This is a genomic window from Salinivibrio sp. MA440 (genome assembly GCF_001996265.1).
Classification (GTDB): domain Bacteria; phylum Pseudomonadota; class Gammaproteobacteria; order Enterobacterales; family Vibrionaceae; genus Salinivibrio; species Salinivibrio costicola.
Map to the genome: position 1 here is coordinate 45,021 of NZ_MUFI01000021.1, position 12,527 is coordinate 57,547.

The 12,527-nt window shown below is 49.6% G+C and carries 10 protein-coding genes; 8 read left to right on the forward strand and 2 right to left on the reverse strand.

From position 1 onward, the window contains the following. The first annotated feature begins 15 nt into the window (after positions 1-15). A complete protein-coding gene (gene hdfR / locus BZG80_RS08440; RefSeq protein WP_077679124.1) occupies positions 16-870 on the forward strand; it encodes an HTH-type transcriptional regulator HdfR in 855 nt (284 codons plus the stop codon). A gap of 140 nt (positions 871-1,010) precedes the next feature. Beyond that, positions 1,011-1,187, forward strand: coding sequence for a hypothetical protein (locus tag BZG80_RS15885; RefSeq protein ID WP_158011535.1), 177 nt, complete (start codon positions 1,011-1,013; stop codon positions 1,185-1,187). An 84-nt stretch (positions 1,188-1,271) separates the two neighbouring features. Here the strand turns inward: BZG80_RS15885 and nagZ are convergent, their stop codons facing one another. Then, positions 1,272-2,276: a beta-N-acetylhexosaminidase gene (gene nagZ, locus BZG80_RS08445; RefSeq protein ID WP_021023779.1), complete on the reverse strand. Its 1,005-nt coding sequence runs from the start codon at positions 2,274-2,276 to the stop codon at positions 1,272-1,274. A 143-nt stretch (positions 2,277-2,419) separates the two neighbouring features. Between nagZ and BZG80_RS08450 the strand changes: the two genes are divergently transcribed. Next, a complete protein-coding gene (locus BZG80_RS08450; RefSeq protein ID WP_077679125.1) occupies positions 2,420-3,532 on the forward strand; it encodes an anhydro-N-acetylmuramic acid kinase in 1,113 nt (370 codons plus the stop codon). A gap of 9 nt (positions 3,533-3,541) precedes the next feature. Further along, on the forward strand, positions 3,542-4,465 hold the full coding sequence (murQ, locus tag BZG80_RS08455; protein ID WP_077677356.1) for an N-acetylmuramic acid 6-phosphate etherase: 924 nt from the start codon (positions 3,542-3,544) through the stop codon (positions 4,463-4,465). 226 nt (positions 4,466-4,691) lie between these two features. Here murQ and BZG80_RS08460 read toward each other — a convergent pair whose 3' ends face one another. Further along, entirely contained in the window at positions 4,692-7,265 is a 2,574-nt protein-coding gene (locus tag BZG80_RS08460; RefSeq protein WP_077679126.1) for an EAL domain-containing protein, read from the reverse strand. 346 nt (positions 7,266-7,611) lie between these two features. On the opposite strand from BZG80_RS08460, the gene BZG80_RS08465 reads away from it, so the two are divergent. From BZG80_RS08465 to cspE, 4 genes are all read left to right on the forward strand, one after another. Continuing rightward, the gene (locus BZG80_RS08465; RefSeq protein WP_077460847.1) at positions 7,612-8,628 is read left to right on the forward strand and encodes a sugar-binding transcriptional regulator; all 1,017 of its coding nucleotides are present in this window, start codon (positions 7,612-7,614) and stop codon (positions 8,626-8,628) included. 180 nt (positions 8,629-8,808) lie between these two features. Continuing rightward, the gene (tal, locus tag BZG80_RS08470; RefSeq protein ID WP_021023784.1) at positions 8,809-9,759 is read left to right on the forward strand and encodes a transaldolase; all 951 of its coding nucleotides are present in this window, start codon (positions 8,809-8,811) and stop codon (positions 9,757-9,759) included. A 98-nt stretch (positions 9,760-9,857) separates the two neighbouring features. Continuing rightward, entirely contained in the window at positions 9,858-11,852 is a 1,995-nt protein-coding gene (tkt, locus tag BZG80_RS08475) for a transketolase (protein WP_077660598.1), read from the forward strand. Between the two features lie 278 nt (positions 11,853-12,130). Beyond that, positions 12,131-12,343 carry a transcription antiterminator/RNA stability regulator CspE gene (cspE, locus tag BZG80_RS08480; RefSeq protein ID WP_077460844.1) on the forward strand — a complete coding sequence of 71 codons (213 nt, stop codon included), beginning with the start codon at positions 12,131-12,133 and terminating at the stop codon, positions 12,341-12,343. Positions 12,344-12,527 lie beyond the last annotated feature (184 nt).

Consider the following 12,527-nt stretch of genomic DNA (forward strand, 5'->3'; position numbering starts at 1 on the left):
ACGAGGGTATAAGTATTGGATATTCAACTGCTGCGTACATTTATTGAAGTCAGCAAGACCCGCCATTTCGGTCATGCGGCGGATAATCTTTATCTGACCCAATCCGCAGTCAGCTTTCGTATTCGCCAACTCGAAACCCAGTTAGGTACCGCACTGTTTATTCGTCAGCGCAATAATGTTCGCCTCACAGAAGCAGGTGAGCGTTTATTTCCCTATGCAGAAACTATGCTGCAAACTTGGCAACGTGCGCAACACGATGTCAGTGCCATACAAGCCGCCAGTAGCCAATTAACATTTGGGGCGTCACCGATGTTATGGGAGCTTGATGGCGTAAGCGCATGGATAAATCAGATAGGTGCAGACCATACCGACTGGCTACTCCGTGCTGAATCAACGCCAAGGCAATTACTCGCTCGCCATGTAATTGAGAAGCGCATCGACGCGGGCCTAACGTCAGAGTTACCAAAACTTGAAGGGCTGCAGTCTCATCACCTTGGCAATTATCAATTACAGTTGGTCAGCCACGTCGCTCATCTTCATCTGGATAAGAGTGATGAGCTACCGCTTATCTATCTTGACTGGGGCACACAATTTGCGAGTGCACAAAGCCAAATAGCGCAGTTACAGCGCCCACCGGTGTTACACACCCAGTCGTGCCACCTAGCGTTAAACTATTTGCTCACACATGGCGGCATCGCATTTCTGCCTTCCTTGGCGATTCAACAGTACCTAGACAGCAAACGACTTCATTTAGTTGATAAAGTACAAGCGCTTACCCATCCTCTTCACCTTATCTGGCTGACGAACAACGATAAAAGCAATTTAATCAGTCAGTTAATAGAATCAAACGGTCAGCTTTACGCCGGTTAAAAAAACGGTCGTTTGCGGCGAATTTCACTAGTCGGTGGGGCATTTTTCGGCTATCTTAAAATTGTTAGGCAACAACATACTGCCTAATCATCCGGCTACACGTAGCCTTAAAAATCAACAAGCGTTAGGAAAGCACCACCATGGCACAGTGGGATCAATGGTTAACACACGGCTCTCAACAAAAAGAGAAGTTTAAATCTCGCCACCACGACGATTTTGATGACGATATGTCACACGGCAAAAAAGGCAAAAAACGTCAAAGCAAACGCGCGCACCGACCTCAGCAAGAGGACAGCTACTTCGGTGATGACCGCTAACTGCGTTGATACGTTTGTCGTCAAAATTAAAAAAGGCAATGCGTCGGCGTTGCCTTTTTGTTGCCACTTATCACCGAGACGGTGTTAGGCTTGCATCGTTCGCCAATGGGTATCGAACGCCGTTAATACGGCATGCGTCGTTTGCCACAATGGATTTTGCTTAAGTGTCTGCCAATCAATCGGCGTCCGTACCCGGAGTGCATCTGCCATTGGCACGGATTGAATCGGTAATGCATCTAAAACCGACACCGCACTTGCGCGATCATTGCAGATCAGCGTCATATCACACCCTGCATCCAGTGCTGCCTTAGCACGAGAAGGGGCATCACCAAACACATGCGCCCCACCCATGCTTAAGTCATCCGAGAAGATAATCCCTTTAAATCCGAGTTGCTGACGCAAAATATGAGTTAGCCAATAGCGTGAGCCACTGGCAGGCTGTGTATCATGCTGCGGATAGACCACATGCGCAGGCATAACCGCATCCAATAAGCCTTGTTCAATAAACGCTTTAAAAATAGCGAAATCAGACGACTGCAGAATATCACGCGGATCTTCAGGGGTGACTAAATGAGAGTCTTCTAACACAGCACCATGCCCCGGAAAATGCTTCCCGGTCGTTGCCATGCCGGCACGGCGCATACCCATTGAAAAGGCGCTGGCGTATTGCGTCACCACCTGTTGTTCTTCACCGAACGCGCGATCTTTAATGGCGGCACACGCAAAGCCGCGATCAAGCACAGGTGCAAAGCTCAAATCAATCCCATGCGCAATTAACTCGGCGGCCATCAACCATCCGGCTTGCTCAGCCATCTCTGTGGCTGCACCAAGTGCATGATAAGACTGTGCGGCCGGGATCGGCGTAAACGCTTCTCGAAAGCGTTGAACGCGTCCACCTTCTTGATCCACCCCAATTAAGATATCTCGGCCTGCCGCCGCACGAATAGACTGTGTCAGTGCGCGAAGCTGCGCGGAATCGTAATAGTTGCGGGCAAACAAAATCACGCCACCGACGCTCGGATGCGCGAGAATTTCTTTCTCTTCATTATCGATTTGCTCTGCGTGCACATCGAGCCAAACGGGTCCCATTATGTCTCCTTCATCCTGCGTTTATCACAGACGAATAATCAAGCACTTTGCGAGATATCGCAATCTGTTTATACTCGCTGTTTGTGTATACCCATTGCGCATTACTGCTATCGTACCGTCGTCATTATGCAAGGAACAGCCACATGTCATACTCTGGAGCCGATATCTATATTGGTGTCATGTCAGGAACCAGTTTAGATAATATCGATGCCGTCGCTGTCAGGTTTAACCAAGCCGGTCAAGTCGAGTCAATTGCGCGACACAGTGATCCGATACCGCAAGACATCAAAGCCACGGTGATTACGTTAAGCCGAGGTCAGCCTGTGTCAGTGACAACCCTCGGTGAGCTCGATCGTCGCTTAGGCGAATGTTATGCCGCGGCGATTAATACCTTGCTCGAACACGCCGCCTTATTGCCTAAGCATGTCGCCGCGATAGGCTGTCATGGACAAACGGTGTATCACCAGCCAAGTGGGGATTACCCGTTTACCATGCAACTTGGCGACGCCAATGTGATTGCCGCTCGAACCGGTATTACCACTGTTGCCGATTTTCGTCGCAAAGATATGGCGTATGGTGGCCAAGGTGCACCACTGGTGCCCGCATTTCATAACGATTACTTTTCCGATAGCGAACAACCGACTGCGGTGGTCAATATCGGCGGCATCGCCAATGTCTCAATGATATGCCCTGATCGCCCGTTATATGGCTACGACACCGGACCCGGTAACATGCTAATGGATGCGTGGACACAACGACATCGCCATCAAGCCTATGATCGAGATGGTGAATGGGCGGCAAGCTGTGCGCCTTATCAGCCCCTGCTCCACCGGCTACTGTCGGATGCTTACTTTTCTCGCCCTGCGCCCAAAAGCACAGGTCGAGAATATTTTAACCTCGACTGGCTCGACCGTCAGTTGCTCGCGTTTTCGCTCTCCCCCGATCAGGTACAAGCAACACTTTTGGCACTCACCGTTGAGAGTATCGCCATGGCCATACGACCGCTAAAGCGCGGACGCATCTTTGTTTGTGGTGGGGGAGCACATAATCAAACGTTAATGCTCGCGCTGCAACAAGCCATGCCCAACTGGGCAATCGCTCAAACCGATGAAGTCGGGATCCGTTGTGACGATATGGAAGCCATTGCCTTTGCATGGCTTGCTAAACAAACACTCAACCACCAGCCTGGCAACGTCCCTGCCGTGACCGGCGCCAGCCAAGCGTGTTGCTTAGGTGCCATCTATCTACCCTATTAAGGAACATCAATGACAGCCCCCAGCGTCGAGCAACTCAAGCATTTATTATCCGAAACGCGTAATCCCAACACTTACGGACTCGATCAGCAAGATACACTTGGCTTGGTGACCATGATTAATGCCGAAGACCAAGGCGTCGCACTTGCAGTCCAATCACAACTTCCCGCTATCGCTGACGCTGTCGACCACATCGTAGCCGGGTTTAACGCGGGAGGCCGGCTTATCTATATTGGCGCGGGCACCAGTGGACGCCTGGGTGTATTAGATGCCGTTGAGTGCCCGCCTACTTTCGGGGTCGGACATGAACAGGTAATTGGCCTTATTGCCGGAGGCGAAAAAGCGATGTTTATCGCCCAAGAGGGAGCGGAAGATGATCCAAAGGCAGGTGTCGCGGATCTAGACGCCCAACACCTCAGTTCGAAAGATGTTGTCGTCGGTATTGCCGCCAGTGGCCGAACGCCGTATGTGGTTGGCGCGCTTGAATTTGCTAAGCAACAAGGTGCTGTCACCATCGCCTTATCATGTAACCCCAACGCCACGATCAATTCGCATGCTGATATCGCGATAACGCCCGAGGTCGGCCCAGAAGCGCTTACCGGCTCAACCCGTATGAAGTCTGGCACCGCGCAAAAGTTAGTACTGAACCTATTAACCACTGCCGCCATGGTCAAAATCGGTAAGTGTTATCAAAACTTAATGGTCGATGTAAAAGCCACCAATCAAAAACTGGTGACACGCTCAACCCTGATCGTGATGGAAGCGACAGGTTGTGATGAAGCGACCGCGGTTCAGGCTCTGTCCCATGCCGACGGTGAGGTTAAGGTAGCCATTTTTATGGTGTTAACCGGGCAGGATCCGCATTTAGCAAGAAAGCATATTGAGCAAGCTAAAGGACATTTACGCGATGCACTCGCGATGACGCCACAACGCTGATCCTCATAATATCCGTCGCTCTTGCGAACGATAGCTCATACAAACGATAGTTCTTACAAACAATAGCGCTTACAAACAATAGCGCTTACAAACAATAGCGCTTACAAACGATAGCTCTTACAAACGATAGCTTTGCGAACGACAGCTCTTACGAACAACAGCGCTTGCAAATGACAGCGCTAGTAAACGACAGCCTCGCGAACGGTTTACACTTTTTGAGATCCACCTATCCAGATGAAGAGCGCCGATTTCGTTCGCGTATCACTGTACTCGGCTGCGCACTGTCCATACGTTCCACGTACGCTTGGTATTGGCTAAACGGTAAGGGGCGTGAATAGTAGTAGCCCTGCGAAACGTCCACACCATAACGCCGAAGCAAGCTCTCGGCTTCTTCACTCTCAACCCCTTCGGCAACCACCATCACCCCTAACGATCGCGCCATATCGGTGGTTGCACGAACAATACTTTGGTGGCGGCTACTTTTGGGAAGATCTCGCACAAAGCTGCGGTCAATCTTAAGCTCAGTAAAAGGCAATTGAGATAGAAAGTACAAAGACGAATACCCTGTCCCGTAATCATCGATAGAGACTTCAATACCGTTTGCCGATAGATCTGCAATCAACTGCTTGAGCCAATTGTAATCTTCCACCATGATCGATTCGGTCAGTTCGAGTGAAATTAAATTCGTGGGTATATGATACTCTCGAGCCAGTTCAACCACACGATTGGCTAAATCAGGGATATAGATATCAGACGCACTAATGTTGACCGAAAGCCGACGACAGTGGCCACGGTTAATAAGCTGCGCTTGCTGCTGAAAAGCACGCTTAATCACCCAAAGGGTAAGACTATTAATAATCCCGACATCCTCGGCCATTCGTACAAACACCTCAGGCGATATCTGGCCATACTCTGGGTGCGTCCAACGTGCCAGCACCTCTGAGCCATGGATAGAGCCTGTGCGTAAATCAATTTGCGGTTGGTGATAGAGCTCCAACCCATCATTCTCAATCGCATCTCTTAAATCCGTGACGAGCGAGACATGTAGCTGATGGTGTCGCTGCTCATGAGAATTAAAGTGCGCATAGCTGCCAACAAAAGGACGGTGCTGGTCAATGGCATTTAACGCTCGGCTAATAAGTAATCCTGGATGCTCACCATCGGTTGGATAGTGACAAACACCGATACGCACATTGACTTGCGTAACAAAGGATCCCACGCATAAATCACCATTTAAGCTATCAACTACAGCAGTTAGCACCTGGTCACACGTCTTGCGATCCACATCCTCAATTAAAAAAGCAAACACCCCTTCTTTTAGGCAGCCCAGGCGGTGGCTGGGCATATCACTGTCCGTTTTGATCGCTTGTACCGGCTGAACCGCTAAGGTGTCATTCATACGTGCAGCAATCGCATTGATATATTCATCGCGTGCACTTTCATCTAGGTAAGGCAATAAATTGTTATAGTTATCAATCGATAAACAGCACAAATTGAAATTGTTGTTGCGGCTAATGAGGTCGCTGATCACCATGTGCAATACGTTGTTATTAGGAAGGCAACTCAAGGTATCATGAGTCAGCGCTCGCATTTCCTGCATCCTTTGAAAACGAAACCGCTCGGCAAGCGCCAGAGAAAATAGAATCATGGTTAGCGCAAGCGCGAGCATCAAGACATAACTTGACACCAGAGTGTACTCAATGTAATTCAGCATCAGTGCGTAGAATGTCAGTCCGCCAGCCATTGCGGGTAGCCAACACAAAATAAATAGAAACAACCAGTACTTACTCGGCTGCCATTGCTGCCACAAGTAATAAATAATCACTCCGTAGACTGGGATTTGCGCAATGAGAACCAAAGAGGCAGACATATAAGCCGGCGTAATAAAGCTCAGTAATGCGAGACCGAGCAGCCCACCCGTCGTGATTAAAAATAGAGATCGCGCGTGTTGATGAATAGAACTACGCGTAAAATCTAAGAAAAAATAGGTAAACCATAACCCGACCGTTAATAAACAAACAGTGAGTGCCACCAAGTGATTACTGATAAATATCTGGACAAAATCAGGGACAAAGTAACGACTAAAGCCATGATTCACACTCACCACTAACGCACTCAACACAGTTGCAAACACATAAATTAAGTACACGCGCTGCCGACTGTATACATAGACACCGGCGCTATAGAGTGCCATCAGCATGGCAAAACTCATAAATCCGCCCCATACCAAATGTAGTGATTTGGCGAAATGGTCATAGCGCCCATGATCCATCACCCATAGTGGCATGGTTGCCATGTCTCGTGACGTTACTTTGATCAAAAGTTGATTAGCATGATCAGGGAGCAAGGTCACGGGCACTGAGGACGGCAAGGGCAAGCGGTTCAGTCTTTCTGGTGTGATATCGCCAGCTTTTACACGCGAGCGAATCTGTTCACCATCGAGGACGTGATAAGCGTCAAGATAATCAATTGAAGGGTTATCAGTGATCACATGTATCGGCCGCTCAGTGAGGCCCGTATAGTCAAAGCCGATTTTGACCCAGTACGTTTGGTAAGCTAATTTCCATGGAATGTGGGTTGGCTCTGATACCGACATGAAAGGGGCATGTGCCATCACATAATCTAGTGATAGCTCGTTCGTCTCGTCAACAAAGTAACTATAGTTTACGTCAAGAAGAGGCTGCTCTTCGGTCGTACCCTCACTGAGATCAGCAATCCACACCCCGAACGTACTCAAGGCGAGTAATGCGAGCAATGTCGCCCCCCAGATCAGGGGTTGTCGTGATTGTAGTGCGTGCATCAAGCCACACTCCCTTAGCCAAAGACAAGCTCGTCATCATGCTATTTTTCTACGTAGCCGCGAGTCTCTTCTACACAGCCGCTAGTAGTTTTGTTTGAACGAGCACTAATAAACTTAGATAGTAATGGCTACTTTTTCAAACAGAGCACACCACGCATTCTCGTTTGCTCGCGATTTCAACGATATTCTCGCCAATCGATAACCGAGCACCGTAACAGCTTATGAACATTGGTATCGCGACAGAACATTTGTTCGTTTTGTATAACAGGCGTATACTGGTAAGCATTGCATTCATCGTGCCTTTAAACGCAACCTAAGGTACCGTTCAGTCGCGAGACCATCGAGCATGAGCATATCAACGCCCCCTGATCACTATCACGAAGACACCGACTTATTAACTGAAATCGCCATTTTGTACTATCAACAAAGCGCGACTCAGGAAGAAATTGCTCGCAAATATAAAATCAGTCGCCCCAAAGTAAGCCGTCTTTTACGTAAAGCACGTGAAGAAGGTATTGTGGAAATCACGGTCAAATTCCATCCCGTACACAGTGCCCAGCTCGAACAGCGATTGATGGCCAGGTTTAACCTTAAACGCGCCTTAATTTCACTCGACCAACCGAGCGCCGAAGAACAACGTACACAAGTCGCGACCTTGGTATCCTCTTATCTTGACGGTAACCTTAACGATGGCATGGTGGTTGCGGTGGGCCAAGGTCAAAATGTCGCAGCGGTCGCCGATCACCCGGGGGTTGTCTCGCATCGTCAAGCCCGGTTTGTTTGCGCAATAGGCGGCACACACCGCAGCGGTGACGCGTTTAATGCCGATCATATCTGTCGACGATTAGCCAAAAAGTTTGGGGGGAGCAGTGAAACCCTATACGCCCCAGCGTATGTGGATAATGAGTCGATTCAACAGGTGTTCGTGTCCCATCCGAATATCAGTGAAACCTTGAACCAGGCCAGAAAAGCAGAGTTTGCACTGGTCGGCATTGGCGATATGGATGAGAATAGTCATATGGTCAAATTGGGTTGCTTTACCGCACGCGAGTTTGTTGAAGCACGGGTGAATCATGGTATTGTCGGAGACATCGGCGGTTTTGATTTCTTCCGACTTGACGGACAACCTACGGATAACCTGATGCGTGGCCGTGTGGTTGGACTGGCGATGCCAGATTTGGCACGTATTCCGAGTGTTATTGCCATGGCGAGCGAGAGCCGCAAAGCCTTATCGATACTCGGTGCGCTGAGAACGGGCGTTATCGATGTACTCGCGACCAGTGCAAGCTGCGCAATGGCCCTGCTGAATATGTCGGAGCCTGCACCTGATGAAAGCGTGTTCACATTTCAACAGGATGAGTAAATTCGTGACAAAAGAGTGAGACGTAACTCTCTTTATATCGCAATACAATTGACAAGTGGCGTAAAAAACTCAAAGATCGTCACATCATTTGCTCAGACGCGTTGCATCTGTTCATATTCAGATCAAGCGTTAGCACGTAACTCGGCGTCTGGGCCTACCACGTAAAGAAGGTGAGTGAAGATGAGCAACAAACTGGACCAACTCCGAGCCCTAACCACCGTTGTCGCAGACACAGGCGATATCGAAGCGATTAAAAAGTACCAACCGCAAGACGCAACCACCAACCCTTCGCTGATCCTGAAAGCCGCGCAAATCAAAGAGTATGCGCCATTGATTGATGAAGCGATTGCGTATGCGAAATCACACAGCAGTGATGCCGACCAACAAGTCGCAGATACCTGTGACCGCCTCGCAGTGAACATCGGTAAAGAAATTCTTAATGTCATTCCGGGTCGCATCTCCACAGAAGTCGATGCCCGTTTATCCTATGACACCGACGCAAGCGTTGCTAAAGCACGTAAGCTGATCAGCATGTACAACGAAGCGGGGATCAGCAACGATCGTATCCTGATCAAACTGGCTTCAACCTGGGAAGGCATTCGTGCCGCTGAAATCCTGGAAAAAGAAGGGATCAATTGTAACCTGACGCTATTATTCTCGTTCGCACAAGCACGTGCCTGCGCAGAAGCCGGCGCTTACCTGATTTCACCGTTTGTTGGCCGTATTATGGATTGGTACAAAGCCAAAGAAGGCCGTGATTTTGAGCCTGCAGAAGACCCAGGCGTGAAGTCCGTTACCACCATTTATAACTACTACAAAGCACACGGCTACGACACCGTTGTGATGGGCGCAAGCTTCCGCAATGCCGGTGAGATCCTAGAATTAGCCGGCTGTGACCGCCTCACGATCAGCCCACAATTGTTGCAAGAGCTAAGCGATGCTGAAGGCGATATTCCTGTGAAGCTAAAAGACACAGGCGCCACCGAGAAACGCCCAGCAGCAATGACCCATGCGGAATTCTTGTGGGAACACAACCAAGATCCGATGGCCATCGAAAAACTTGCTGAAGGCATCCGAAACTTCGCGGTCGATCAAGGTAAACTTGAAGACATGATTCGCGAACAACTGTGATCCAACCCAAAGCGTGATTTAACACAATAAAAGCGGTTTAGGCCGCTTTTATGATATCGTTTTCTCTTATTTCACCTGTTCAACCTGTAGGTAAACACATGGAACGCAAAATGTTAGCCAACGCCATCCGCGCCCTTGCGATGGACGGTGTTCAAAAAGCCAAATCTGGTCACCCAGGCGCCCCAATGGGCATGGCCGATATCGCCGAAGTATTGTGGCGTGACCACATGAATCATAACCCGCAAAACCCAGATTGGGCTAACCGTGATCGCTTTGTGCTCTCAAACGGCCACGGCTCAATGCTGATCTATTCATTGTTGCACCTGACTGGCTACGATCTTGCTATCGACGATCTGAAGCAATTCCGTCAATTGCACTCGAATACCCCAGGCCACCCTGAATATGGCTATGCACCGGGTATTGAAACCACCACTGGCCCACTCGGCCAAGGGATTACCAACGCCGTCGGTATGGCCGTTGCTGAAAAAGCACTGGCAGCACAATTTAACCGTGACGGTCACAACATCGTCGATCACCACACCTACGCATTCTTGGGTGATGGCTGCTTGATGGAAGGCATCTCTCACGAATCGTGCTCACTGGCGGGCACGCTAGGTCTCGGTAAATTGATCGCATTCTGGGATGACAACGGCATCTCAATCGACGGTCACGTTGAGGGTTGGTTCTCTGACGACACCGCTAAGCGTTTTGAATCTTACGGTTGGCATGTGATCCCCGCTGTCGATGGCCACGATGCGGATGCGATTCAAGCTGCATTGAGCGCTGCGAAAGCCGAAACCGGCAAACCGACGCTGATCTGCACCAAAACCACCATCGGTTATGGCTCGCCAAATAAATCAGGCAGCCACGATTGTCACGGCGCGCCGCTGGGTGATGACGAAGTACAAGCCGCACGTGAATTCCTAGGTTGGGAACACGCGCCTTTCGAGATCCCACAAGACATCTATGCACAGTGGGACGCCAAAGAAGCCGGCGCAGCTAAAGAAGCAGCTTGGAACGAGCAGTTTGCCGCATATCAAGCACAATACCCTGAGCTTGCCGCCGAGTTTACCCGTCGTATGAACGGTGAACTGCCAAGCAACTGGGACAGCGAAACTCAAAAACTGATTGCGGATCTGCAAGCCAATCCAGCTAAGATCGCATCACGTAAAGCGTCGCAAAACGTCTTAGAAGCGTTCGGCAAACTGCTACCAGAACTGCTCGGTGGCTCAGCCGACTTGGCACCGTCTAACTTGACCATGTGGTCAGGCTCGAAAGCGATCACCGCAGACGACGCGAGCGGCAACTACCTGCACTATGGTGTGCGCGAGTTCGGGATGACCGCCATCATCAACGGTATTGCCCTGCACGGCGGGTTTGTTCCTTACGGGGCGACCTTCCTGATTTTCATGGAGTATGCACGTAATGCCATGCGCATGGCGGCACTGATGAAAACGCAGAACATTCAGGTTTACACCCACGACTCAATTGGCTTGGGTGAAGATGGCCCAACTCACCAGCCGGTCGAGCAAATGGCTAACCTGCGCCAAACGCCGAACATGAGCACCTGGCGCCCTTGTGACCAAGTCGAATCGGCAGTAGCGTGGAAAGCCGCGGTAGAGCGTAAAGACGGCCCAAGTGCGCTGATCTTCTCGCGTCAAGGCCTGGCTCAGCAAGAGCGCGACGAGACCCAATTGGCGAACGTTGCCAAAGGCGGTTATATCCTCAAAGACTGTGCAGGCAAACCTGACCTGATCTTTATTGCGACTGGCTCTGAAGTAGAGCTGGCTGTTGAATCAGCTGCTCAGCTAAGCGAAGCAGGCAAACAAGTCCGTGTGGTCTCTATGCCAAGCACTGACTTGTTTGATAAGCAAGACGCCGCTTATCGCGAGTCGGTATTGCCATCAGACGTCACCGCTCGTATTGCCATTGAAGCGGGTATTGCTGACTACTGGTACAAGTACGTTGGCCTAGACGGTCGCGTCGTCGGGATGACCACCTTCGGTGAATCCGCGCCCGCTGACGAGCTGTTCAAAATGTTCGGCTTCACGGTTGAAAACGTGGTTAACACTGCAGAAGAGCTGCTGTCTTAACAGCACACTGATTGCACGTTAACCCTGCTAAGGCCAGTCAACGATGACTGGCCTTTTTTTGTCCAAATGAACATCATCGCTTTACAAGTGAACAGATTGCTGTACGGTGGTCACAGCTCTGGAACACGGAGCGTCAATGATTCATCAAGTAAAAGGCAACATAAGCTGCACTATTATCTGTATTATAGAGTTTCTAACGTTACCCGCTTTCGCTTCTAGACATGTCATCGACTCCGTTCAAAGCTATCCTAATTTTTGTAATTTAAGAGAGAATGATTATGTCTAATCAAGCAACTGGTATCGTCAAATGGTTTAACGAAGAAAAAGGGTTTGGTTTTATCACCCGCGAAAATGGCGAAAAGGACGTGTTTGTCCACTTCCGCGCTATCGTTGGTGACGGTTTTAAAACCCTGACTGAAGGTCAACAAGTTAACTTCACCGTTGAACAAGGCCAAAAAGGCCCACAGGCCTCTGAAGTTTCTGTCGCATAAGAAATCAGACCTGATTGATAAGGGGCGCTTAGGCGTCCTTTTTTTTCATCTCAATTTGGCTATCCTACCGAATCACAAGCAAAAATCGCTTTGTTTTCCCCGCAAACATAGAGCACCTGAAAATTAAATATCATAAAGGCTTTACATGTGGGTGGATTGCTGTATTGTGGTGTCAGCTCTGGAA